The sequence below is a fragment of the Pseudocitrobacter corydidari genome (assembly GCF_021172065.1).
Classification (GTDB): Bacteria; Pseudomonadota; Gammaproteobacteria; order Enterobacterales; family Enterobacteriaceae; genus Pseudocitrobacter; species Pseudocitrobacter corydidari.
The window spans coordinates 1,456,878-1,480,465 of the sequence record NZ_CP087880.1 but is presented as its reverse complement, the minus strand read 5'-3'; the positions used below and the strand labels follow the sequence as shown (position 1 = coordinate 1,480,465).

Sequence of the window (23,588 nt, the reverse complement as noted above, 5' to 3'; positions counted from 1 at the left end):
TGTTTTGGACAAAGATGAATATATCGAGAGTGGAATAACGTATTGTAAGATTAGCCAGTTTACAGAAGCCTATCTTACATTAGTCAAATATGCGGATGATCTCGGTATACCGTCAACTTATTTTTATCCTGAAGAAACTCAGCCCGAGAAATTCTTTCTGACGACAGAGAGCAGAGTCAGTGGCGACATATGCTTATCTTTAACGCTGTATATCCGAAAGTAATTGTACCGGGAGAATGGAGGCTCTGATACCACGGACGAAATTTCCCCCTCCAGAAACAAAGAGGGGGAAGGTCTGGTCGTTACAGCCCTGACGTCTGCACGTTCACCGCATCAATTCGACGGCTACGGCTGGCAAAGAAGATGGCAATCAGCGAGATGGTGACCGTTGCGCCCAGGTACCATGCAACCGGAACCCAATCACCGTCATATTTCGCCAGCAGGCCGGTGGCGATAAGCGGGGCGGTGCCGCCAGCTAATGCCGCGCCAATCTGATAACCCAGCGTAATTCCGGTGTAACGCACATTCGCGCTAAAAATTTCCGAACACAGCGTGCCCAGCACGGCGGTGATCGGTGCCCAGAGAATACCGAACATCACCACGGTCGCCAGCATAATCGCCCAGGTGGCGCCGGTATCCAGCAGCATAAACCACGGCACGATAAAAAGACCCAGCAGCGCGACGCTCACCGCGTACATGCGTTTGCGGCCAATTTTATCAGACAGTAACCCCATCAGTGGAATCATTACCGTCGCAACCAGTGCGCCGAGCGTGACGGCCTCCAGCACCTGTGATTTCTGGTAGGCGAGGGTGGTCGTGGCATAGCTTACGACGAAGGTTGAGAAAATATAGAACGGCGCGGTTTCGACAACTTTCAGACCTGCCGCAATCAACACTTCACGCCAGTGATGCGTCAGCGTGTCGCGAAGCGGCGCTTTCGCCACCTGACCGGACTGCTTCACCTTCTTAAACTCTGGCGTCTCATCGATATCTTTACGGATCCACAGCCCCAGCAACACCAGCACCGCACTCATCAGGAACGGAATGCGCCAGCCCCATGAGAGAAACTGCTCCTCGCTAAACAGCGTCATCAGCGACACGATAAAGGTCGCCATCAGCATACCAATGGTCACGCCCGCTTGCGGAATGCTGCCGAAAAATCCTTTGCGTTTTTCTGGCGCATATTCATAAGCCAGCAGCAGCGCGCCTCCCCATTCACCGCCAATTCCCATCCCCTGAATAATACGCATCAGAATCAGCAGAATGGGCGCCCAAATGCCAATCTGATCGTAGGTCGGTAGCAGACCAATCATGACGGTTGCTCCGCCCATTAGTGAGAGCGTCAGCACCAGCGTTTTTTTACGGCCAATACGGTCGCCAATGTGGGCAAAGAGTACGCCGCCAATCGGGCGTATAAAGAAAGTCAGCGAGAAGGAGAGGTACGAGAGGATGAGGCCAATAACCGGGTCAACCATCGGGAAGAATATTTTATTAAACACCAGCGCTGCGGCCGTGCCGTACAGAAAATAATCAAACCATTCAATGGAGCTGCCGGTCAAACTGGCAATCAGGACCCGTTTGTTTTTTTTCAGGATCGTACTGCTGCTTTCTTGCGTCGTCATGAAGGAAAACTCCCGCCACATTAAGTTAGAATCAGGTGCCACCTGATACCTCAAAGGTGCAACCTGCAATGTGTTAAAAAGGTTGCTTGTTTGTTAAGCAACTTAGAGGTGGGCGCTATTTTTAGCAAGGGTGAGCAGGGTGTTTATACACAAAAAGCAGGCATTTTGATGACTTAATCATTCATAAAATGAATAATTAATGGTTTGATGTTCTCTGTTTTGGCGCTCTGTTAGTGGTTTATTCAGGTGCAACCGCATCGTTTTTAGATATTTCTGGTTATTTCAAGAATGTTACAAAAATGCAGGCCAGGTAAAATTAACGCTTTCGGAGTGATCTACTGTCATCAAGCTTCAGACACGTTATCCTGTGCTGACAAACTCACAGCGAGGGAGGATTATGCTAACGACATTGCCACAATTACCCGATAGCACACTTACGGCTGCCAATTTGCTGGGGAGCTGGCTTGCGCAAAATGATTTTGCCTCCCGACCTCAACCAGACGATTTTGAAGTGGTGGTGCTGGCTGGGAACGCCGTTATTCCTGTTATCGATGCAGCCTGTCAGCTGGCGACGTATGAGGGAAAAACGCTGTTGATCAGCGGCGGAATCGGCCATTCAACGACCTTTCTGTATGCCGCGATAGCCCAGCATCCGCGCTATAACACCCTGCGTACCACCGGGTTGTCTGAAGCGGCAATCCTTGCGGAGATTGCGCATCAATTCTGGAAAATCCCGCGCGAGAATATTCTGGTGGAGGATGCATCGACGAACTGCGGTGAAAATGCGCGTTTTACCCGACGCATGTTAGATACCCAGGCGATTGCCGTTAAAAAGGGTATCGTTGTGCAGGACCCAACCATGCAGCGTCGTACGATGGCGACGTTTGAACATGTCTGGCAGAAAGCGGAAAATGCGCCGCACTGGCGGAGTTATCCCGGATGTCAGCCGGAGCTCTTCAACGGTGAAAACGGCGTAGCGTTTAAAGGAGATGACACCGGATTGTGGCCAGTAGAACGATATCTCTCATTAATTATCGGGGAATTACCACGTATACGTGATGATGAACAGGGATACGGGCCGCGCGGTAAAAACTTTATTGCTCACGTGGATATACCGCTGGCGGTCGAGCAGGCCTGGCAGCAGTTAACGCAAGACGCCACGCTGCGCGAAATGTCGGCCATGCGGGCATTGCGCTAAGAGGCCGCGAATGACGCCCGGAAAGGAACGTTTCCGGGCGTTGTCTTTTTACAGTTTGGCGTATTTTTCCAGTACGCGAATCAACTGAGTCACAAACCCATATTCGTTATCGTACCAGGCGACAGTTTTCACCAGTTGCAGATCGCCAGCTTCGGTCACCTCGGTTTGCGTGGCGTCGAAAACGGAACCAAAGTGCGTGCCGATAATATCGGTCGATACGATGTCATCATTGGTGTATCCAAACGACTCATTATTTTCTGTTGCTTTTTTCAGCGCGGCATTCACGTCATCGACGGTGACTTTTTTACCCAGGATAGAAACCAGTTCGGTCACCGAACCGGTTTTCGTTGGCACACGCTGGGCATGGCCTTTCAGTTTACCGACAAGGGCAGGGATAACCAGCCCGATCGCTTTTGCCGCCCCCGTCGTGTGCGGAATAATGTTTTCCGCCGCGGCGCGCGAGGCACGCAAATCTTTCCCCCGAGGCCCGTCAACCAGTGCCTGAGTCCCGGTGTAGGCATGGATGGTGGTCATGGTGCCCACTTTTATTTCGAATGCATCATTCAGCGCTTTTGCCATTGGCGCCAGGCAGTTGGTGGTGCAGGAGGCGACAGAGATAATCGTGTCGCTGGCGTTGAGCGTGTCATCGTTCACGTTGAATACCAGCGTTTTGATGTCACCCGCCGGAGCAGATATCAGTACTTTTTTAGCACCCGCATCGATATGCGCCTGCGACTTTTCAGCCGAAGTATAGAAGCCGGTACATTCAACGACGATTTCTGCGCCTTCCGATTTCCACGGTATGTTCTTCGCCTCTTTTTCCGCAAAGACTTTAATCGTTTTACCGTCAACGATAAGCGCGTTGTCGCTGAAATCAACGCTCCACGGGAACGGCCCGTAGTTGGAATCATACTTCAGCAAATATGCCAGTACTTTTGGCGACGTAAGATCGTTAATTGCGACGACTTCATTGCTGCTGGAGGTTTCCAGCAGACGACGCAGGACCAGTCGACCAATACGCCCAAATCCGTTAATGCCAATTTTACTCATGATGTTCTCCATCAGTTCGGGGGATACGGTATTTTTACTTATCCAGGCTTAGTTCAGCATTGGCGGATGGGCAACCCGATTTTGTCTGTAATGCATCAATGAGGTGAATAGAACCAAAGTAACTGCAGAAAAGTTAATGAATTTTTAAGTGAAAACGGCTATTTTGCTTTTTTGTTAATTACTTATCAGGGGTCGCTATGCGCGATAAATACTCAGGCCTGCAAATAGGCATTCACTGGCTGGTCTTCTTACTGGTTATTATCGCCTACTGCGCGATGGAATTCCGTGGCTTCTTTCCGCGTAGCGCGCGTCCGGTTATCAATATGGTGCACGTCTCCTGTGGCATCTCCATTCTGGTGCTGATGGTGGCGCGTTTGCTGATTCGCCTGAAACGCCCGGCGCCGCCGATTGTGCCGAAACCTAAGCCAATGATGACGGGCATGGCGCATCTGGGGCATCTGGCGATTTACCTGCTGTTTATTGCATTGCCGATTATTGGCCTGGTGATGATGTATAACCGGGGGAATCCATGGTTTGCGTTTGGGATAACCATGCCGCATGCGGCGGAATCGAATTTCGATATTGTCGATACGATGAAGGAATATCACATTCTGCTGGCGAATATCGGCTACTGGCTGATCGGCCTGCACGCACTGGCGGCGCTGGCGCATCATTATGTCTGGAAAGACAATACGCTGCTGCGCATGATGCCGCGTAAACGGGGTTAACCATAAGTAAACTGAATAGTCCTTTATTGGCCATGTGGCGTGCGTTACCATACCGCCACGATGGTTAATATTGTGTAAGGAAGAGCAGGGTGTTCGCAGATTTTGGCGTACTAAATTACTGGACGTATGTGGTCGGGGCGATTTTTATCATTCTGGTGCCGGGGCCAAATACCTTCTTTGTCCTGAAAACAGGTGTGGCACACGGTATTCGTGGAGGCTACATGGCAGCGCTGGCGGTCTTTATCGGCGATGCGGTGCTGATGTTCCTCTCTTATGCGGGCGTAGCGACGCTCATTAAAACCACGCCGGTGCTGTTTAATCTGGTGCGCTATCTGGGGGCCATTTATCTGCTCTATCTGGGCGGGAAGATGCTCTACAGCACGCTTAAGCGTAAAGCCGGAGAGCCTGAAGCGCACGCCGAGCCGGGGCATGCTATTTTCAAACGCGCCCTGACGCTGAGCTTAACCAATCCCAAAGCGATTTTGTTTTATGTCTCGTTCTTCGTGCAGTTTATTGACGTGAAATCGGCTACGCCGGGGCTGGCATTCTTTATCCTGGCGCTGACGCTTGAACTGGTGAGCTTTACCTATTTGAGCTTCCTGATTGTGTCAGGCTCGCTGGTGACGCGGTATGTGAAAACCCGTAAGAAGCTGGCGAAAATTGGCAATAGCCTGATTGGGCTGGTGTTTGTGGGCTTCGCGGCGCGACTGGCGACGCTGCAGTCCTGAGTTCCTTTTTGCCGGATGCGCCTGTATCCGGCACTCCCTCTAAAGCAATCATTCCTTTCTTAAGAGTCCATTTCCAGACTGCTGAGTTTCACTGTGAAGGTGTAAAATCGCGGCGGGTGCTTGAGGCTATCTGTCTCAGGCAATCTCCAAAAGGCAGATAGAGAAAAGCCCCGGAAACATTGAGCGTCTTGCAGGACGCTTAACACTTACCGAGGCCTAAATCTATGCCAAGCAGCATTAGATTAGCCTCTTACAGACCTACGGGTCAAGGAGAAGCAGGCTATGAAATGGCAACGTTCAGGCTTAATTGCCCTGGTTATCATCTGTATCACCGTGATTTTAGCGGTGTTGGCGATGCGGCGGGATCTCTGCGAGGTCCACTTCCGGACGAACCAGACGGAGGTTACTGTTTCTACAGCATGCGAATCTAAACAGTAAGAGACAAGGCGGGGAGCGATCCCCGCCGTTTCTGATGTGGCAGGTATCCTTTGAGCACCCTTTTTATACGTCACTCAATTCATCATCATTTCGGCATTCGCGGTAAATATGCGCGCCTTGTCCGAGACAACCAAGCTCTTCTTACGAGTCCATTTCCAGACTGCTGAGTTTCACTGTGTAGGTGTAAAATCGCGGCGGGTGCTTGAGGCTATCTGTCTCAGGCAATCTCCAAAAGGCAGATAGAGAAAAGCCCCGGAAACATTGAGCGTCTTGCCGGACGCTTAACACTTACCGAGGCCCAAATCTATGCCACACAGCATTAGATTAGCCTCTTACAGACCTACGGGTCAAGGAGAAGCAGGCTATGAAATGGCAACGTTCAGGCTTAATTGCCCTGGTTATCATCTGTATCACCGTGATTTTAGCGGTGTTGGCGATGCGGCGGGATCTCTGCGAGGTCCACTTCCGGACAAACCAGACGGAGGTTACTGTTTCTACAGCGTGTGAACCTAAACAGTAAGAGACAAGGCGGGGAGTCATCCCCGCCAATCTCAGTGGTTGGCTGGCGTCCTCAATGCACCCTATCAACGCATTCATTTAGTGATTGTTTTACATCTATATCATATCAATGATAGTATACCCCCCTATACTAATGGAGGGCGTATGCCGCATTCCCCTGACGATAAAAAACGGGCGCTGACCCGGGTACGCCGCATTAAAGGGCAGGTTGATGCTCTTGAACGCGCGCTGGAATCCGGCGAGCCGTGCCTGACTATTCTGCAACAGATAGCCTCAATTCGCGGGGCCGCCAATGGCCTGATGGGTGAACTGGTCGAAATGCACCTTAAAGACGAACTGGTGAGCGGCGAAACGACGCCCGATCAGCGCGCCGTGCGCATGGCTGAAGTCGGTCATCTGCTACGATCTTATCTAAAATAAAACATCATAAAGGAAGAGACCGCTATGAAATCACGTGCAGCTGTCGCGTTTGGCCCAGGTCAACCGCTGAAAATTGTTGAAATCGATGTCGCGCCGCCGAAAAAAGGCGAAGTACTGGTAAAAATCACCCATACCGGGGTTTGCCATACCGATGCATTTACCTTATCCGGCGATGATCCGGAAGGCGTGTTCCCGGCGGTGCTGGGTCATGAAGGCGGCGGCATCGTTGTTGAAGTGGGCGAAGGCGTTACCAGTCTGAAACCGGGCGACCACGTTATTCCGCTTTATACCGCCGAATGTGGGGAGTGTAAGTTCTGTAAGTCTGGTAAAACGAACCTTTGTCAGGCCGTTCGCGCCACCCAGGGGAAAGGGTTGATGCCGGATGGCACCACCCGTTTCTCCTATAACGGTGAACCGATTTTCCACTACATGGGCACCAGTACGTTCAGCGAATACACCGTGTGTGCCGAGATTTCACTGGCGAAAGTGAACCCGCAGGCACCGCTCGACAAAGTTTGTCTGTTGGGTTGCGGCGTCACTACCGGTATCGGCGCGGTGCATAACACCGCAAAAGTTAAAGAGGGCGATACCGTTGCGATCTTCGGTCTGGGCGGCATCGGCCTGGCGGCGATTCAGGGGGCGGTACAGGCGAAAGCCGGGCGTATTCTGGCCATTGATACCAACCCGGAGAAATTCAAGCTGGCGAAAGAGATGGGCGCGACCGATTTCATTAACCCGAAGGATTTCGATAAACCGGTTCAGGATGTCATTGTCGAAATGACAGACGGTGGCGTTGATTTTAGCTTTGAATGTATCGGTAACGTCGACGTCATGCGTGCCGCGCTGGAATGTTGCCATAAAGGTTGGGGCGAAAGCGTCATCATCGGCGTTGCGGGTGCAGGTCAGGAGATCAAAACCCGTCCGTTCCAGTTGGTGACCGGCCGCGTATGGCGTGGTTCTGCCTTTGGCGGCGTAAAAGGCCGTTCCCAGTTGCCGGGTATGGTGGAAGATGCCATGGCGGGCAAAATTCAGCTTGATCCGTTCATTACACACCGTCTGCCGCTGGAGCAAATCAACGAAGCGTTTGACCTGATGCACGAAGGGAAATCCATTCGTACAGTTATTCATTTCGGCGACGCGTAATCCCAGGCGTCCTCTCCCGTCGGGGGAGGACGTTTTTTACGCCAAATTGTGACCCACCTTGCGCTTTTAGCCATAATCAAATCCTCTGACTTGCCGATGACAATCTTACGGGCGTGTTTGTACGCCGCTTACCTGAAGAGAGTCGATTGGCATGGACAAGACTAAAACACAACACCAGACCCAAAAACTCAGTTTCCTGCACCATATTCGTTTAGTACCGCTTTTCTCCGCTATTCTCGGCGGCATCATTCTGCTGTTTGCCTTAAGCTCCGGGCTGGCGGGTTATTTCCTGTTGCAGGCGGAACAGGATCAAAAAGATGTCACCGAAGAATTGCAGGTGCGGATGGGCTTATCAAACAGTTCTAACCATTTGCGCACAACGCGTATTGAGTTAATCCACGCCGGTGCGGCGAGCCGGATTGCCGAAATGGATGAGATGAAGCGCAATATCGCGAACGCGGAATCCCGCATGCAGCAGTCGCAGGCGGCGTTTACTCAATATCGTGAGCGTCGGGTGAAAACGGCAGCAGATAGTGCGCTGGATAAAGAGCTTACCGCCCGCTTTACCGCCTATATTGATGGCCTGAAGCCGATGCTGAAATACGCTAAAAATGGCATGTTTGAAGCGATCATCAATCATGAAAACGAACAGGCGAAACCGCTGGACGATCGCTATAACGCGGTACTGCTGAAAGTGATTCAGATTCGCACCGACAGAGCCAATCACCTTACTGAGCAATCGCTTGAGCGTACCCGGCTGGGGTTGATGTTTATGGCGGCGGCCTTTGTGCTGGCGCTGGTGCTTACCATTATTACTTTTGTGGTGCTGCGCCGGATTGTCATCAACCCCTTACAACATGCCGGGCAGCGTATCGCGCAAATCGCCAGCGGCGATCTTACCCAGCCGGATGAATCCGTCGGGCGCAGCGAAATCGGCCAGCTCAGCTTTAACCTGCAAAGGATGCAGCATGCGCTGGTGCAGACGGTGGGCACGGTACGTCAGGGGGCTGAGGAAATCTATCGTGGAACCAGCGAAATCTCCGTGGGGAATACGGATCTCTCAGCGCGGACCGAGCAACAGGCAGCTGCCATTGAACAGACCGCTGCCAGCATGGAAGAGCTCACCGCAACAGTGAAACAAAACGCCGATAACGCCCACCACGCCAGCAAACTGGCGGAAGATGCCTCCGGGAAAGCGACGCGTGGCGGGCAACTGGTCACTGGCGTGGTCGCGACAATGGGCAATATTTCCACCAGTTCGAAGAAGATTTCCGAAATTACCGCGGTAATTAATAGTATTGCCTTCCAGACCAATATTCTGGCTCTTAACGCGGCGGTGGAAGCGGCCCGTGCCGGTGAGCAGGGGCGTGGATTCGCGGTGGTTGCCAGCGAAGTACGTACGCTCGCCAGTCGCAGCGCGCAGGCGGCAAAGGAGATTGAAGGGCTGATTTCTGAATCTGTCACCCTGATTGAGCGCGGTTCGGATGAAGTGGTGAACGCCGGGGCAACGATGACGGAAATTGTTGATGCGGTGAAACGCGTGACGGACATCATGCTGGAAATTGCGGCGGCGTCTGATGAACAGAGTCGCGGAATTTTGCAGGTCAGTCAGGCGATTACCGAGATGGATAACGTCACTCAGCAGAATGCCTCGCTGGTGGAGGAAGCATCGGCAGCGGCGGCTTCGCTGGAGGCGCAGGCGGCACGATTAACCGAAGCGGTAGGGACGTTTCGTATTCCTTCGCACAACGGCGTGAAGAAAGAAAACGTCCCGGCTACCGCGCCGACGTTAGCCGTGGCAGGCGGCGATAGCTGGGAATCGTTTTAGCTTAAAAGGTCGGGTGAGAAATCACCCGACACGGAGAGTTACTTTTGTGCGTCCGGCAGGGCGTACGCAATGATGTAATCACCACGATCCGGCGACTGACGCGCACCGCCTGCGTTGATAATGATGTACTGTTTGCCGGTTTTCGGCGACACATAAGTCATCGGGCCAGACTGGCTGCCTACAGGCAGTCGGTCTTTCCAGACTTCTTTCCCGGTTGCTGTATCAAAGGCGCGCAGATAGAAATCCTGCGTACCGGCGAAGAACAGCAGACCAGATTGTGTCGTCATTGACGCGCCCAGCGTCGGCATCCCGATAGGAATCGGCATATGCATGCGGATACCCAACGGGCCGGTGTCTTCCACCGTACCAACCGGTACCTGCCAGACGATTTTGCCTGATTTCAGATCGACCGCTGACATCGTACCAAACGGCGGTTTCTGGCACGGAATACCCAGCGGCGACAGGAAGCGCTCGCGCATTGCGCCATACGGTGTGCCTTCCATCGGGACAATCCCCATTTCGATACCGCTGGCATCTTTCGCCACTTTCGCACGCGGTACCATATAGTTCGCCAGGCCGAGGCGCATATCGTTAACGAACATCAGGCTGTTGTTCGGGTCAACGGAGACGCTGCCCCAGTTCATGCCGCCCAGCGAGCCGGGGTATTGCAGTGAACGATCTTCGCCCGGAGGGGTGAAAATGCCCTGATGGCGCATCTCTTTAAACTGAATACGGCACAGCAGCAAATCGATTGGCGTTGCGCCCCACATATCTGATTCTTTCAGCGTTTCGTTGCCAATCATCGGCATACCGACGGAATACGGCTGAGTAGGGGAATAACGTTCGCCTTTAACATTACCCGCTGGAACCGGGCGTTCTTCGACTTTCGCCACCGGCTCGCCGGTTTCGCGGTTAAGCATGAAGATCATACCCTGCTTGCTGGTTTGTACCAGCACCGGCGTGGTACCGCCTTTGCCGTCAGGCAAATCGGTCAGCAATGGCTGAGAAGGCAGGTCGAAATCCCACAGATCGTGGTGCGTGGTTTGATAATGCCAGCGCACTTTCCCGGTCGTGGCATCAACGGCAACAATCGACGAGCTGTATTTATCATCCAGCGCCGTACGTTCACCCGCCCAGAAATCTGGCGTCGCATTACCGGTCGGTAAGTAGACCAGATTCAGTTTGGCGTCATACGACATCGCAGACCACACGTTTGGCGTGCCGCGCGTGTAGGTTTGGCCTTCCGGTGGCAGCCCGGTAATATTCGGGTTACCCGGATCCCACGCCCATGCCAGTTTACCGGTGTGCACGTCATAAGCACGCACCACGCCCGGCGGTTCATCGGTGGAGAAGTTATCGGCCACGCGACCGCCCAGCACTACCACATTCCCGGCTACCAGCGGTGTTGAGGTTTGCTGATAATAACCTGGCTTGATTTCGCCCATCCCGACGCTCAGATCAACCACGCCTTTATCACCAAAATCGGCGCACGGTTTACCGGTATCAGCATTGATGGCGATAAGGCGCGCGTCGGTGGTTGGCAGGAACAGACGACGCGGACAGGCGGCGGGCGCACTGTTATTTTCTGCTGTCGTGACTTTTTGCGACTCTTCGTAATAACCTAAACCGCGGCAACGCTGCCAGTTGGGTGCCGTGGCTTTCGAATCATAACGCCACTTCTCTTTACCGCTGTCGACATCCAGCGCCAGCACTTTACTGTATGGCGTACAGACGAACAGCGTGTCGCCTACCTGTAGTGGGGTGTTCTGATCTTCTGCGCCGGAACCATTACTGACCGGAATATCTCCGGTGTGCGCCACCCACGCTACCTGGAGCTTATCGACGTTCTGCTTGTTGATTTGATCCAGTGCAGCAAAGCGGTCGCCGTGAGTGGTATTCCCCCAGTGTGTCCAGTTCTTCTGCTGCTCGCCTGCGGTCACCGGTTTAACCGGAACCTCTTCATCTGCGCTCACCAGGGTATGGGTTTTGAACATTCCCCCCAGGCTTGCCAGTAATACCACGGCGATGACAGCCGCCAGCCCAAATGCAGGGCCTTTCTTCGCGTGCGGCGATACGGACAGGAACGGCCAGATAATGGCGCAAAGGAATGCCAGCACCCCAAAGGTGAACAGGCGTGAAAAGAGTGGCCAGAAATCCCAGCCTGCATCGCTGACGGACCAAATCAGCGCAACAATAAATGCCAGTGCATACAGCGCTATCCCGCTGCGGCGATTACGTGCGATCAGCGCCGAAGCGACAATCATCACCAGTCCCATCAGCGCGAAGAACCAGGTTCCCCCCACGGTAGCGAGTTTAATGCCCAGCGCTCCCACGGCCAGACCGATGATAAACATCAGTCCGGCGAGAAGCCATTTAAGGACCCGGGGGAGTCCTTTGAGTGAAATGCCCGTTGCCATACTGTTCTCCTGATGACAGCCAAACCCGAATGAGTGAACCAAATGAATCACACATAGAGGGGGTGTTGTTTTAAATGAAAGCGTGCTGCTTGTTATTGGTGTTCATCCGATACTCATATGGATTACGAATGAACCATTTGGTTAATGTATGGCTATAATAGATCTGTTAAATCGCATTGCGCAATTGTTAATAAATGATTTCGCATTAATTGATCTATGGTGGCGTGATCTGAGGTAAAGCGGTAGCCACCCTCTCCATGACGGAGAGGGCCGGAATGCGAAAGGTTAACCTGGCATTGATTTGCGAATGGCTGCCAGCAGCGTCTGCGCGCCGCTGGAAAGCGGGCTATCCACGCGAGTTAGCACACCAATGGGCTCGCCCTGGCCTTGAGTCGCGATGGGAAGTGAGGTTAACGCACCGCGTCGCAGGTCGTCTCTGACCGCGCCAGACGGCACAAACCAGACGTAGTTGTAATCTACGGTTAACTGGCGGGAGAGCGAAGCCGACAGTGTTTCAATGCAGCCCGCAGGCATTTTACAGCCCTGACTTTGCAGCAGCGTTTCCGCATTTTGTCGGGGAACGGTCCCTTTCGGAGAGACAACAACAGGCCACTCCATCACGCGGCTCAGGGTGATATTTTCATGCAGAAGAGGATGGTCCGGGCGCACTACCAGTTTGAGCGATTCCAGAAACAGCAGCTCATAGGTTAAGCCGGTCATCAGTTCCGGATCGGACATTCTGCCAATACCAAAATCAATATCCCCGGATTTCAGCGCCGCCAGCAGCATGGTGTTATTCATGGTCGCGACCTGCAATGTGACATCATGCTGCTGCTGGTGAAATTGCCCCAGCACCATCGGCAGGATCCCCAGCGCAGCAGTAGGTAGCGCGCCGATGCGGACGACATCGTGATGGCTGCCTTCTTTGCGGGTTAACGCCTGGCCTGCGGTATTTAGCGCATCCAGAACTTTCACTGCGTGGGTAAGAAACTGCTCGCCGACAAGGGTCAGCTGTGCGCCGAGACGCCCACGCTCGAATAAGCGCGTGCCGGTCAGTTGCTCCAGTTCATTGAGCGTTTTGGATAACGCGGGCTGGCTGAGATTAAGGGTTTCAGCCGCGCGCCCCAGAGTTCCTTGTTGGGCGACGGCAACGAAAGTGTGCAGGTGGCGCAGACGAATGCGCTGACTAAAGAGAGCATTTTTTTCCATACGCGATGTTAAGAACAGATCGATAAGAGTGACAAGTAATACTGTTTAAATTTGATAACTTGATAGCAAATTATTATTAACATTTGATCTAATTGAGTTACAAGAAATATCTGACACAGCGCAGGGATTGATGGGAAAAGAAAGCCCGGCAAACGCAGCGATGCCGGGCACTGGGGAATTAAAGATCGAAAAAGACGGTTTCCTTATCACCCTGTAGATAGATATCAAAACGGTACACAGTCTCATTACCGCGCGTCTCTTTTTGGGCGATAAGCGTCTGGCGGCGAACTTCCCACTCAATCAGATTCAGTACCGGATCGGTCTGATTCGCAGCCTGTTCGTCGTCAAAGTACATCCGCGTATTCAGGCCAATATTGATGCCGCGCGCGGCTATCCACAGATTAACGTGCGGTGCCATCATGCGGCCATCGCGGCCTACCACCGGGCCGGGTTTGATGGTTTCAAAGCGCCAGATGCCGCTATCAAAATCCGAGCAGGCGCGCCCCCAGCCACGGAAATCGGCATCCAGCGCTTTGCCTTCCTGTCTGTCTGCCGGGTGGTTATAGCGCCCGTTGGCGTTAGCCTGCCAGATCTCCAGCAGGACATCACGTACCGGCGTGCCTGAACCATCCAGTACACGCCCTTCAATGGTGATGCGCTCGCCCTGAGTATGGCTATTGACCAGTACCGGGCCAAAGTTTTTCTCGAAAATGTGGAACCCGGCGGCATCAGGCGCGAGGCCAATGTGGACGTATGGGCCCGCCGTCTGTGAGGCCGTTTCCTGTAAATACTCTTTCATCGCGCAGCCCCCTGAGTGCGGTTTTCAAACAGCGTGGCACGTTGGCCGCGCAACACCAGATCAAAACGATACGCCAGACAATCCAGCGGGATCGCGGCATGTGTATCCAGCTCGGCAATCAGCGTGCGGATGGCATCATCATTATTGATGGTTTTGACGATAGGGCACTGCTTAATCAGCGGGTCGCCTTCGAAATACATCTGCGTCACCAGACGTTGCGCAAAGGCATCGCCTGACAGCGAAAAGTGAATATGCGAAGGACGCCAGTCGCTCGCCTGATTACGCCACGGATACGGGCCTGGCTTGATGGTACGGAAGAAGTAGTAGCCGTTTTCATCCGTCAGCACGCGGCCGCAGCCGCCAAAATTGGGGTCGATAGGCGCCAGATACTGATCTTTTTTATGGCGATAGCGGCCACCTGCGTTGGCCTGCCACACTTCAACCAGCGTGTTTTTCATCGGGCGGCCAAACCCGTCACGCACATAACCGTGAACGATGATGCGTTCGCCAATCGGCAGGCCGTCTTTGGCATAGTTCAGGATCAAATCGTTATCCTGAGGGCCAAGATCGTCACTTGAAAACACCGGCCCGGTGATTTCCGACAGCGAGTTTTGCAGGGAAATAAGCGCATTACGCGGCGAGCGCAGCACGCTGGTTTTGTAGCCCGGCGCAAACGCGGGCGGGTGACTGTTATAGTCGCGATGGATAACTTCTTGCGGTGACCATTTCGTGCTCATAGGGTGGCTCCGTGTAGGGTGTTGTTTTTGTCGCCACAATGAGTGTGTGTAAATTCAATGTTAATTTAAAGTGAATTTAAGGTGTTTATTTAATAACTTCAGGTTATATCTCTCCGTTTCGCTTACAGCGTCATACCGATCACACTTTCCAAATTCTTGCCACGCAGCGTCGTGAGCTTTTCTACACTCCAGAATATATTCACTGGAGGCATGACATCATGGCGCAAAGCATCACGGCAGATGAGATTCGGGAAGATTTTTCGCAGGCGATGTCGGCAATGTATCAGCAGGAAGTGCCGCAGTACGGCACATTGCTGGAGCTGGTCGCAGACGTGAATCTGGCGGTACTGGAAAATAACACGCGCCTGCATGAACAGATGGTGAATGCGGATGAACTGGCGCGGCTTAACGTTGAGCGTCATGGGGCGATACGCCTCGGCACGGCTGAGGAGCTGTCGATGCTGCGGCGCATGTTCGCCATTATGGGGATGTACCCGGTTAGCTATTACGATCTCTCTCAGGCAGGCGTGCCGGTGCACTCCACGGCATTTCGTCCGGTGGATGATGCGGCGTTGTCGCGCAATCCATTTCGCGTGTTTACCTCGCTCTTACGCCTTGAATTAATTGACGATCCCGCGCTCAGGCAGCGTGCCGCTGAGATTTTACAGCAGCGTGATATTTTTACCCCGCGCTGTCGTGAACTGATTGCGCTACATGAAGAGCGGGGCGAGTTTACGGCGGCACAGGCGCAGGAGTTTGTCCAGCAAGCGCTGGAAACCTTTCGCTGGCATCAGTCGGCGACGGTCGATCGCGAGACCTACCAGGCGCTGCATCAGCAGCATCGGTTAATTGCCGATGTGGTCTGTTTCCCCGGTTGCCACATCAACCATCTCACGCCGCGCACGCTGGATATCGACCGTGTACAGGCGCTGATGGCGGAATACGGAATCGAGCCGAAAGCGGTGATTGAAGGCCCGCCTCGCCGTGATGTGCCGTTGTTATTGCGTCAAACCAGTTTTAAGGCGCTGGAAGAGCCAGTGAAATTTGCCGGTGACGGGCAGGGAACACATACCGCGCGGTTCGGTGAAATTGAGCAGCGGGGCATCGCGTTAACGCAAAAAGGGCGGGCGCTGTATGACAAACTGCTCAATGAGGCAGGCGTCGGTAGCGATAACCTGACCCATCAACTGCATTTACAGGATGTGTTCAAGGCGTTCCCGGATAGCGAATTTCTGCTTCGCCAGCAGGGGCTCGCCTGGTTCCGGTATCGTCTGACGCCGGCCGGGGAAGCGCACCGTCAGGCATTTCATCCCGGTGACGATCCGCAGCCGTTAATTGAGCGCGGTTGGGTGATTGCGCAGCCGATAATTTATGAAGATTTCCTGCCGGTCAGCGCGGCGGGGATTTTTCAGTCCAATCTTGGAAACGGCAATTCGTCGCGGCATCACGGAAACGCCAGCCGCGATGCCTTTGAACAGGCGCTGGGCTGCCCGGTGCTGGATGAATTTACGCTTTACGAGCAGGCGGAAGTGCGCAGTAAACGGCGTTGCGGTCTGCTCTGAAACAGGTAATCTTGAGGGAGATTGATAAAGGACGGAATCGATGCACAACCCCTCAACGCCGCTGGCGGAAACCCGCCAGGGCACACTTCTTGGCCTCGTTGATGAGAATATCCACCTCTGGCGAGGCATTCCCTTCGCGCAACCGCCCGTCGGTGCTTTACGCTGGCGCGCGCCGCAGCCGGTTCAACCATGGACTGGCGTGCGTCAGGCCGATACTTTCTCTGCTTCCTGCTGGCAGAATATCGACTACTGCCGCGAACTGGGCGGCGGCGATCCGGGGCGCTTCTCGGAAGATTGTCTCTATCTGAATGTCTGGTCGCCAGCCGCGCGTTCAGCGCCTTTACCCGTGATGGTGTGGCTGCACGGTGGTGGGTACACCATTGGGGCGGGTGGTCTGCCGCCGTACGACGGCAAAGCGCTGGCGCAACGAAATGTGGTGGTGGTGACGGTTAACTATCGGCTCGGGCATCTGGGCTTTTTTGCTCATCCTGCCCTTGAAGGGGAAGACAACGAACCGCTGAATAATTTTGCCCTGATGGATCAAATCGCCGCGCTACGCTGGGTTCAGGAGAACATCGCCGCATTTGGCGGTGACAGCAATAATGTCACGTTATTTGGCGAGTCGGCGGGCGCGCGCAGCGTGCTGTCAATGATGACGTCGCCAAAAGCGGCGGAGCTGTTTCACAAAGCGGTGATCCAAAGCGGCTATACGCTTCCCGATACCCCACGCGAAAAGGCGCTGGAGAAGGGCGTACAGCTGGCGGCGCACTTTGGTCTGGAGAATGCCAGCGCGGACCAGCTACGCGCGATCCCGCCGGAAAAGTTCTGGCCGCTCGAAGCACCGCTCAATATTGGCCCAACGCCCATCGCCGGCGACGCGGTCCTGCCACAGCCCATGCTGGACGTCTTTTTTGCCGGGAAACAGCATGCCATGCCGGTGTTGATTGGTTCGAACAGCGACGAAGCCAGCGTGATGGCGGTGTTTGGTGTTGATCTTGCCGGTGAGATAGAAAAACTCAGGCGAACCCGGCGTCTGGGGCTGGGACTCATTAAACTGCTTTATCCGGGTGTGAAGGGCGATGAAGAACTCGGGCGTCAGGTGTGCCGGGATATGGCCTTTACCACACTGGGCTATGTGGTGATGCAGGCGCAACAGCGGGTGAATCAACCCTGCTGGCGCTACTGGTTTGATTATGTGACCGAAGCGGAACACGCCACTTACACCAATGGCGCGTGGCACGGCAACGAAGTGCCTTATGTTTTCGATACCCTGACGCTGGCAGAACCTGCCCGATTTTACGTCAATGAGCGAGACAGAGCCTTTGCGGCACAGGTGGCCGATTACTGGGTGAATTTTGCGCATCATGCCAGTAAAACCTGCACTGTACTCAATGGCCCCACTCGCTGGCCCGCATCGGTCCAGGGCCGCGATCGGCTACTGCGAATTGGTCTGAATAAGCACGCGGGTTTTAAAGTGGAGAACCGTTTTATGCGTGCGCGGCTGGCGCTGTTTAAGCGGGTAATGAAGCATCATGTGACACTGGATTGAGCGGTGTATTGACCTTGCGGTCTGTAAGAGGCAATCTACATGTGACTAGCATATAGGGGGCCTCGGGTTGATTGAAAAATCACTCGGGGCTTTTCTCTATCTGCCGTCCTGCAAATGCCAGGACAGATAGCCTTAAAGGAGTTGTTTATGTCAGCGCCGTTGGTGGCCGTAATCGCCACCGAAGGGTTCAGCCCGTTTCACCTCTGCGTACCGGAGATTATTTTTAGCCAAATCCTGCCTGGCGAGGCCCTGTTTCGTTATGTGGTTTGCGCCGAAAATCCGGGAACAATCCCCTCGAAATCGGGCATGTCAGTATCCGTCGAACACGGGCTCGACGCGCTTAATGATGCCGACATTGTGATTATCCCATTCTGGGCGCATCCCGAAGAGAAACCCTCCGTTGCGCTGCTCAACGCCTTGCTGGCAGCCCGCCTGCGAGGCGCGGATATTGTTGGGCTTTGTCTTGGGACGTATGTGCTTGCCTACGCCGGGCTTCTGGATAATCACCGGGCCTCAACGCACTGGGAATTTGAAGCGGATTTTACGGCGCGTTTCCCCTGCGTACAGCTCGATACCAACTCTCTCTACGTGGATGACGACCATCTGATCACCTCCGCCGGTACGGCTGCCGGGATCGATTGCTGCCTCTATGTGCTGCGTAAATATTATGGCAGCGCCGTGGCCAATAAAGTCGCCCGCCGCATGGTGATCCCCCCGTATCGCGAGGGTGGTCAGGCCCAGTTTATTGAGTGCTCCGTGCCGAAAAACACCAAAGATAGCCGAATTAATGCCTTGCTGGACTACCTGCGCGGACATCTTGATAAACCACACGATGTTGACTCGCTGGCGAATTTCGTTTCGATGGCGCGGCGTACTTTCACCCGCAACTTCACTCGCGCAACGGGTGTATCGCCGGTGGAATGGTTGCAGGTTGAACGTCTGCGCTACAGCCAGACGTTGCTGGAATCAACAGACCATAGCGTGGAAATGATCGCCAGTTTGTCAGGGTTTAACTCACCGGTTTCCTATCGTCAGGGATTTAAACAACGTTTTGGCGTAAGCCCGAGCGAGTGGCGCAAGATGTTTCGCGGTAAATAACGTTTTTTATACACAAATTTACACCTTATTCAGTCTCTTCCCCTCGACAGAATCTTTTTGCGCCAGTCGGAACAAATTATCGCGCCAACAATTGGATTATTAATCGATTTTGTCTAGAGTGGTCGGACTTAACGACGTAACCGTTTACCGCATTCTTCTCTTAAAAAGGACGCTTTCTCAGGCATGAACCGCAGACACTTTCTTAAATCATCAATGGCTGTTGCCGCCGTGTGCGGGACATCCGGTGTAGCTTCCCTTTTTTCTCAGGCTGCGTTAGCGCAGGAGTCGGATATCGCGGACGGCCAGACCCGTCGTTTCGACTTTTCCGTGCTGCAGTCTATGGCGCACGATCTCTCCCGTCAGCCCTGGGGCGGCGCACCGCGTCCGCTGCCGGAAACGCTGGCGAACATGACGCCGCAGGCCTACAACAGCATTCAATACGACGCGGCGCACTCCCTGTGGAACAACGTTGACGATCGCCAGTTAGACATCCAGTTCTTCCACGTCGGGATGGGGTTCCGCCGCCGCGTGCGGATGTTCTCCGTAGACGCCGCGACGCAGCAGGCGCGCGAAGTGCATTTCCGCCCGGAGCTGTTTAAATACACCGACACGGGCGTTGATACCAAACAGCTGGAAGGGCAGACCGATCTCGGCTTCGCCGGGTTCCGTGCCTTTAAAGCGCCGGAGCTGGCGCGTCGCGATATCGTCTCTTTCCTTGGCGCGAGCTATTTCCGCGCGGTCGACAGCACCTATCAGTACGGATTGTCCGCCCGAGGACTGGCGGTGGACACCTACACCGACAGCCTGGAAGAGTTCCCGGATTTCACCTCGTTCTGGTTCGAGACGGTGAAACCAGGGGCAACCGTCTTTACGGTTTACGCGCTGCTCGACAGCCCAAGCGTGACCGGTGCGTATAAGTTCATCATTAACTGTGCGGAAAGCCAGGTGATCATGGACGTCGAAAACCATATCTATGCGCGTAAAGATATTAAACAGCTGGGTATCGCGCCGATGACCAGTATGTTCAGCTGCGGCAATAACGAACGCCGCGTCTGCGACACCATTCATCCACAAATTCACGATTCCGATCGTCTGGCGATGTGGTTGGGCAACGGCGAGTGGATTTGCCGTCCGCTGAATAACCCGCAGAAACTGCAGTTCAACGCCTATCAGGATAAAAACCCGAAAGGCTTTGGTTTGTTGCAACTGGATCGCGATTTCACGCACTATCAGGACGTTATGGGCTGGTACAACAAGCGCCCGAGCCTGTGGGTTGAGCCGCGTAATCAATGGGGTAAAGGGGCCGTCAGTTTGATGGAAATCCCGACCACCGGTGAAACGCTGGATAACATTGTTTGCTTCTGGCAGCCGGAAAAACCGGTGAAGGCGGGCGATACGCTTAACTTCAGCTACCGCCTCTACTGGAGCGCGATGCCGCCGGTGCGTTCACCGCTGGCGCGCGTGATGGCAACCCGTACCGGGATGGGCAGCTTCCCGGAAGGCTGGGCGCCGGGCGAACATTACCCGGAAAAATGGTCGCGTCGTTTTGCTATCGATTTCGTTGGCGGCGATTTGAAAGCGGCCGCGCCGAAAGGTATCGAGCCGGTCATTACGCTCTCCAGCGGGGAAGCCAAACAAATTGAGATCCTCTACGTGGAACCGTTCGACGGCTACCGCATTCTCTTTGACTGGTATCCGACCTCCGATTCAACCGACCCGGTTGATATGCGCTTGTTCCTGCGCTGTCAAGGCGATGCCATCAGTGAAACCTGGCTGTATCAATACTTCCCGCCCGCGCCGGATAAACGTCAGTACGTTGACGACCGCGTGATGAAGTAATCGGGCAAACTGTAACCTGTAGGCCGGATAAGCGAAGCGCCATCCGGCTTTTTTATTGAGGAAATACCATGTCTTCGCAGGAGATTATCCCGGTTAGCTCTACGTTGAGCCTCCATGCGGTCGATGAAAGCCACGTTCCGGCGCTGCATCAGTTGGTTATCAAAAACAGAGACTGGCTTTCTGCGTCAATGAACTGGCCGCTGTTAGTCACCCGCGAGCAGGATACGCACCAGCATGTGCTGGGTAATATGATGCTGCATCAGCGCGGCATCGTGAAAATGTTTATGATTTTGGAGCATGACGCGTTGGTGGGCGTGCTGTCATTTAATCAGATTGAACCGACCAACAAGACCGGTTATATCGGTTACTGGCTGGATGAGTCTGCGCAAGGCAAAGGCATACTTTCCGCCTCGTTACAGGCGTTTATTGACTACTTTGTACAAAGCGGTGAAGTCCGACGCTTCGTCATTAAATGCCGCGTGGATAACGCGCGCAGCAATCAGGTGGCCTTACGTAACGGTTTTAGCCTCGAAGGCTGCCTGAAGCAGGCGGAATTTCTCAACGGCGTTTATTACGATCAGAATATCTACGCGCGGATTATCGACAACGCGTCACAGTGATCCCAACAGCGGCGTGCGCGTAATACGCTGCTCGCCGCGAATCACTGCGCGTCCGCGTAAGTGAATGACGTCATCGCCAAAGGCTTCGACGACGGCATCACCTTCAATCTCAACATGATGCTCGATCACCACATCGCCGCGAATACGGGCATGCCCGTAAATCAATACGTTATCGTCAAGCAGAATCGGGCCGCCCTGAAGCCAGGCGTGACCGCCGACGCGCACGTGATGTTTCAACAGACAATTGCCTTCAATGACCGCGTTTTCAGCCACCTGCGAGCTGTACCGCAGGGTGGGGATGGCGTCTTCTCCGGCCCCGGCTACCACCCGTGCGTTGCCATACACTTTCGCGCAGTCGCAAACCCAGACATCATTTTCTTCGTTGCCTTCCAGCAGGGCGCGTTCAAAAATCTCCGCCCGATGTTCAACAAAAGCATGATTCACAATCGCTTCACCATAAATTTGTGCCTGGTGAACAATTCGCGAGCGGCTCACCGTCGCGTGGTCGTAAATCTGAAGCACTTGATCGTTATCAGGCGTCAGCCCCTGGGCGGCAATGACCTGGCTATGGTGTAAAATGCGCGCGTTGCCAAACAGGTGACAATATCCGCGCACGATGGATGCCTGTACGGTGACGTTGTCACTTATCCGGGCGTAATGACTGATTTTACTGCAATCGATCCAGGCATCTCCCCGGATATGCGCATGATGGCTGACTTCGCAAGGCTGCGTCAGGCGGGCGTTTCCTTCAACATGCGCGCCGGCAAAAACCACGCTGTTTTCATCGTAGATCCAGCAATCGCCTTGCTGACTTAGTGCATTTTCGTCGTCTACCCAACCGCCCGCGCTGCCTGCGGTGACATCGGCAAAGTCACGCAGGGCAATGATTTGCCGCACTACAACGTTGCGTTTATCGCCATTTTCCGTAAACGGGTGCGTGCGGGTCTGTTCGCTAAGACGGTATTTTTTCATCGGTTATTCTCATTGCTTCGCACTAAGATAAACGTAGCAAATATTGCAGGTAGCGGGCGTTTAAAGATTACTTTAAAATGCATCTTCAAAATTAGTTGATAATATAAACAAAATGAAGAATTCGAAGTGTGAGAGCAAGGTGTTGAATTTACCCGCTGGCTATTTTGGCATGGTGTTGGGGACCATCGGGATGGGGTTTGCCTGGCGCTATGCCAGCACGATTTGGTCGGTAAGCCGGACGATTGGCGATGGTCTGGTGATTCTGGCAATCGTGATGTGGAGCCTGCTGGCGCTGGCGTTTATCAGCCGCACGATTCGTTTTCCACACAGCGTCGTTGAAGAAATGCGTCATCCGATAGCCAGCAGCTTTGTCAGCCTGTTCCCGGCGACAACAATGCTGGTGTCTATTGGCGTCACGCCGTGGGACAGGCCGATTGCGCTGGTGCTGTTTGCCGTAGGGGTAACGCTGCAACTGGGGTATGCCGCCTGGCAAACGGCGGGGCTATGGCGCGGAGAACATCCCGAAGGCGCCACCACGCCGGGGCTCTATTTACCGACCGTGGCGAATAATTTTATCAGCACCATGGCCTGCGGCGCGCTGGGTTTTAACGACGCCGGGCTGGCGTTTCTGGGGGCGGGCGTAATTTCATGGATCACGCTCGAACCGGCTATCGTTCAGCGCCTGCGTAGCGGTGGCGAATTGCCAATGCCGCTGCGTACTTCACTGGGAATTCAACTTGCCCCGGCGTTGGTGGCCTGTAGCGCATGGCTGAGCGTCAACGGCGGGCATGCTGATGTCTTCGCCAAAATGCTGTTTGGTTATGGCCTGCTGCAACTGCTGTTTATGCTGCGCCTCATGCCCTGGTATCTGCGTCAGGCCTTTAATGCGTCGTTCTGGAGCTTCTCGTTTGGTATCTCTGCGCTTGCCACGACGGCGCTGCATCTGGGCCATGCCAGTGGCGTCGGCTTCTACCATCACCTGGCGCTGCCGATGTTTATCTTTACCAATTTTATTATTGGCCTGTTATTGATACGCACGCTGGTATTACTGCTTCAGGGGAAACTGCTGGTTCGTGTCGAACGTACTGTCTTAGAGAAAAGTAAGGATTGAT

Annotated in this window: 21 protein-coding genes; 14 read left to right on the top strand and 7 right to left on the bottom strand. The window is 53.9% G+C overall.

From position 1 onward, the window contains the following. Positions 1 to 302: 302 nt before the first annotated feature. Positions 303 to 1,622, bottom strand: a complete 1,320-nt coding sequence (locus G163CM_RS06855; RefSeq protein WP_231827355.1) for an MFS transporter — start codon at positions 1,620 to 1,622, stop codon at positions 303 to 305. A gap of 397 nt (positions 1,623 to 2,019) precedes the next feature. Here G163CM_RS06855 and G163CM_RS06850 point away from each other — a divergent pair, with 397 nt between their 5' ends. Then, positions 2,020 to 2,820, top strand: coding sequence for a YdcF family protein (locus G163CM_RS06850; RefSeq protein WP_231827354.1), 801 nt, complete (start codon positions 2,020 to 2,022; stop codon positions 2,818 to 2,820). A 48-nt stretch (positions 2,821 to 2,868) separates the two neighbouring features. Here G163CM_RS06850 and gap read toward each other — a convergent pair whose 3' ends face one another. Beyond that, complete coding sequence (gene gap / locus G163CM_RS06845; protein ID WP_231827353.1) at positions 2,869 to 3,870, bottom strand: type I glyceraldehyde-3-phosphate dehydrogenase; 1,002 nt, start codon at positions 3,868 to 3,870, stop codon at positions 2,869 to 2,871. A 197-nt stretch (positions 3,871 to 4,067) separates the two neighbouring features. Between gap and cybB the strand changes: the two genes are divergently transcribed. The 7 genes from cybB (at position 4,068) to G163CM_RS06810 (ending at position 9,674) form a co-directional block, all read left to right on the top strand. Next, complete coding sequence (gene cybB / locus G163CM_RS06840; protein WP_231827352.1) at positions 4,068 to 4,598, top strand: cytochrome b561; 531 nt, start codon at positions 4,068 to 4,070, stop codon at positions 4,596 to 4,598. An 89-nt stretch (positions 4,599 to 4,687) separates the two neighbouring features. Next, positions 4,688 to 5,326 (top strand): leucine efflux protein LeuE, encoded by a 639-nt coding sequence (leuE, locus tag G163CM_RS06835; protein WP_231827351.1) that lies wholly within the window; start codon positions 4,688 to 4,690, stop codon positions 5,324 to 5,326. A gap of 282 nt (positions 5,327 to 5,608) precedes the next feature. Next, positions 5,609 to 5,764 (top strand): Hok/Gef family protein, encoded by a 156-nt coding sequence (locus tag G163CM_RS06830; RefSeq protein WP_231827350.1) that lies wholly within the window; start codon positions 5,609 to 5,611, stop codon positions 5,762 to 5,764. A gap of 364 nt (positions 5,765 to 6,128) precedes the next feature. Then, positions 6,129 to 6,284 carry a Hok/Gef family protein gene (locus G163CM_RS06825; protein ID WP_231827349.1) on the top strand — a complete coding sequence of 52 codons (156 nt, stop codon included), beginning with the start codon at positions 6,129 to 6,131 and terminating at the stop codon, positions 6,282 to 6,284. Between the two features lie 143 nt (positions 6,285 to 6,427). After that, positions 6,428 to 6,703, top strand: coding sequence for a metal/formaldehyde-sensitive transcriptional repressor (locus G163CM_RS06820; protein WP_015964534.1), 276 nt, complete (start codon positions 6,428 to 6,430; stop codon positions 6,701 to 6,703). A gap of 24 nt (positions 6,704 to 6,727) precedes the next feature. Beyond that, positions 6,728 to 7,846, top strand: a complete 1,119-nt coding sequence (locus G163CM_RS06815; RefSeq protein WP_231827348.1) for an S-(hydroxymethyl)glutathione dehydrogenase/class III alcohol dehydrogenase — start codon at positions 6,728 to 6,730, stop codon at positions 7,844 to 7,846. A 151-nt stretch (positions 7,847 to 7,997) separates the two neighbouring features. Beyond that, positions 7,998 to 9,674: a methyl-accepting chemotaxis protein gene (locus G163CM_RS06810; RefSeq protein ID WP_231827347.1), complete on the top strand. Its 1,677-nt coding sequence runs from the start codon at positions 7,998 to 8,000 to the stop codon at positions 9,672 to 9,674. Positions 9,675 to 9,712: 38 nt separating this feature from the next. On the opposite strand, the gene G163CM_RS06805 is transcribed toward G163CM_RS06810, so the two are convergent. From G163CM_RS06805 to pcaH, 4 genes are all read right to left on the bottom strand, one after another. After that, positions 9,713 to 12,091 (bottom strand): glucose/quinate/shikimate family membrane-bound PQQ-dependent dehydrogenase, encoded by a 2,379-nt coding sequence (locus G163CM_RS06805; protein WP_231827346.1) that lies wholly within the window; start codon positions 12,089 to 12,091, stop codon positions 9,713 to 9,715. Between the two features lie 285 nt (positions 12,092 to 12,376). After that, positions 12,377 to 13,300 (bottom strand): LysR substrate-binding domain-containing protein, encoded by a 924-nt coding sequence (locus G163CM_RS06800; RefSeq protein ID WP_231827345.1) that lies wholly within the window; start codon positions 13,298 to 13,300, stop codon positions 12,377 to 12,379. Positions 13,301 to 13,478: 178 nt separating this feature from the next. Continuing rightward, positions 13,479 to 14,099 carry a protocatechuate 3,4-dioxygenase subunit alpha gene (gene pcaG, locus G163CM_RS06795; RefSeq protein WP_231827344.1) on the bottom strand — a complete coding sequence of 207 codons (621 nt, stop codon included), beginning with the start codon at positions 14,097 to 14,099 and terminating at the stop codon, positions 13,479 to 13,481. After that, positions 14,096 to 14,836, bottom strand: a complete 741-nt coding sequence (gene pcaH, locus G163CM_RS06790) for a protocatechuate 3,4-dioxygenase subunit beta (protein WP_015964528.1) — start codon at positions 14,834 to 14,836, stop codon at positions 14,096 to 14,098. The genes pcaG and pcaH overlap by 4 nt, the downstream gene beginning before the upstream one ends. Before the next feature lie 218 nt (positions 14,837 to 15,054). On the opposite strand from pcaH, the gene hglS reads away from it, so the two are divergent. The 5 genes from hglS to rimL all read left to right on the top strand — a co-directional run bounded on the left by hglS (position 15,055) and on the right by rimL (position 21,504). Next, positions 15,055 to 16,398 (top strand): 2-oxoadipate dioxygenase/decarboxylase HglS, encoded by a 1,344-nt coding sequence (gene hglS / locus G163CM_RS06785; RefSeq protein WP_231827343.1) that lies wholly within the window; start codon positions 15,055 to 15,057, stop codon positions 16,396 to 16,398. A 40-nt stretch (positions 16,399 to 16,438) separates the two neighbouring features. Then, a complete protein-coding gene (locus G163CM_RS06780; protein ID WP_231827342.1) occupies positions 16,439 to 17,947 on the top strand; it encodes a carboxylesterase/lipase family protein in 1,509 nt (502 codons plus the stop codon). A 147-nt stretch (positions 17,948 to 18,094) separates the two neighbouring features. Continuing rightward, a complete protein-coding gene (locus G163CM_RS06775) occupies positions 18,095 to 19,045 on the top strand; it encodes a GlxA family transcriptional regulator (protein ID WP_231827341.1) in 951 nt (316 codons plus the stop codon). A 183-nt stretch (positions 19,046 to 19,228) separates the two neighbouring features. After that, entirely contained in the window at positions 19,229 to 20,884 is a 1,656-nt protein-coding gene (locus G163CM_RS06770) for a glucan biosynthesis protein D (protein ID WP_231827340.1), read from the top strand. Between the two features lie 68 nt (positions 20,885 to 20,952). Further along, on the top strand, positions 20,953 to 21,504 hold the full coding sequence (rimL, locus tag G163CM_RS06765; protein ID WP_231827339.1) for a 50S ribosomal protein L7/L12-serine acetyltransferase: 552 nt from the start codon (positions 20,953 to 20,955) through the stop codon (positions 21,502 to 21,504). Here the strand turns inward: rimL and ydcK are convergent. Next, entirely contained in the window at positions 21,496 to 22,476 is a 981-nt protein-coding gene (gene ydcK, locus G163CM_RS06760) for a YdcK family protein (RefSeq protein WP_231827338.1), read from the bottom strand. The genes rimL and ydcK overlap by 9 nt on opposite strands. Positions 22,477 to 22,588: 112 nt before the next feature. Here ydcK and tehA point away from each other — a divergent pair, with 112 nt between their 5' ends. Next, entirely contained in the window at positions 22,589 to 23,587 is a 999-nt protein-coding gene (tehA, locus tag G163CM_RS06755; protein WP_231827337.1) for a dicarboxylate transporter/tellurite-resistance protein TehA, read from the top strand. Position 23,588: the final 1 nt, after the last annotated feature.

Coding starts and splice junctions, on each gene's coding strand:
- G163CM_RS06855 (WP_231827355.1), bottom strand. CDS start 1,622: ATGACGACGCAAGAAAGCAGCAGTACGATCCTGAAAAAAAACAAACGG.
- G163CM_RS06850 (WP_231827354.1), top strand. CDS start 2,020: ATGCTAACGACATTGCCACAATTACCCGATAGCACACTTACGGCTGCC.
- gap (WP_231827353.1), bottom strand. CDS start 3,870: ATGAGTAAAATTGGCATTAACGGATTTGGGCGTATTGGTCGACTGGTC.
- cybB (WP_231827352.1), top strand. CDS start 4,068: ATGCGCGATAAATACTCAGGCCTGCAAATAGGCATTCACTGGCTGGTC.
- G163CM_RS06830 (WP_231827350.1), top strand. CDS start 5,609: ATGAAATGGCAACGTTCAGGCTTAATTGCCCTGGTTATCATCTGTATC.
- G163CM_RS06825 (WP_231827349.1), top strand. CDS start 6,129: ATGAAATGGCAACGTTCAGGCTTAATTGCCCTGGTTATCATCTGTATC.
- G163CM_RS06820 (WP_015964534.1), top strand. CDS start 6,428: ATGCCGCATTCCCCTGACGATAAAAAACGGGCGCTGACCCGGGTACGC.
- G163CM_RS06815 (WP_231827348.1), top strand. CDS start 6,728: ATGAAATCACGTGCAGCTGTCGCGTTTGGCCCAGGTCAACCGCTGAAA.
- G163CM_RS06810 (WP_231827347.1), top strand. CDS start 7,998: ATGGACAAGACTAAAACACAACACCAGACCCAAAAACTCAGTTTCCTG.
- G163CM_RS06805 (WP_231827346.1), bottom strand. CDS start 12,091: ATGGCAACGGGCATTTCACTCAAAGGACTCCCCCGGGTCCTTAAATGG.
- G163CM_RS06800 (WP_231827345.1), bottom strand. CDS start 13,300: ATGGAAAAAAATGCTCTCTTTAGTCAGCGCATTCGTCTGCGCCACCTG.
- pcaG (WP_231827344.1), bottom strand. CDS start 14,099: ATGAAAGAGTATTTACAGGAAACGGCCTCACAGACGGCGGGCCCATAC.
- pcaH (WP_015964528.1), bottom strand. CDS start 14,836: ATGAGCACGAAATGGTCACCGCAAGAAGTTATCCATCGCGACTATAAC.
- hglS (WP_231827343.1), top strand. CDS start 15,055: ATGGCGCAAAGCATCACGGCAGATGAGATTCGGGAAGATTTTTCGCAG.
- G163CM_RS06780 (WP_231827342.1), top strand. CDS start 16,439: ATGCACAACCCCTCAACGCCGCTGGCGGAAACCCGCCAGGGCACACTT.
- G163CM_RS06775 (WP_231827341.1), top strand. CDS start 18,095: ATGTCAGCGCCGTTGGTGGCCGTAATCGCCACCGAAGGGTTCAGCCCG.
- G163CM_RS06770 (WP_231827340.1), top strand. CDS start 19,229: ATGAACCGCAGACACTTTCTTAAATCATCAATGGCTGTTGCCGCCGTG.
- rimL (WP_231827339.1), top strand. CDS start 20,953: ATGTCTTCGCAGGAGATTATCCCGGTTAGCTCTACGTTGAGCCTCCAT.
- ydcK (WP_231827338.1), bottom strand. CDS start 22,476: ATGAAAAAATACCGTCTTAGCGAACAGACCCGCACGCACCCGTTTACG.
- tehA (WP_231827337.1), top strand. CDS start 22,589: ATGAAGAATTCGAAGTGTGAGAGCAAGGTGTTGAATTTACCCGCTGGC.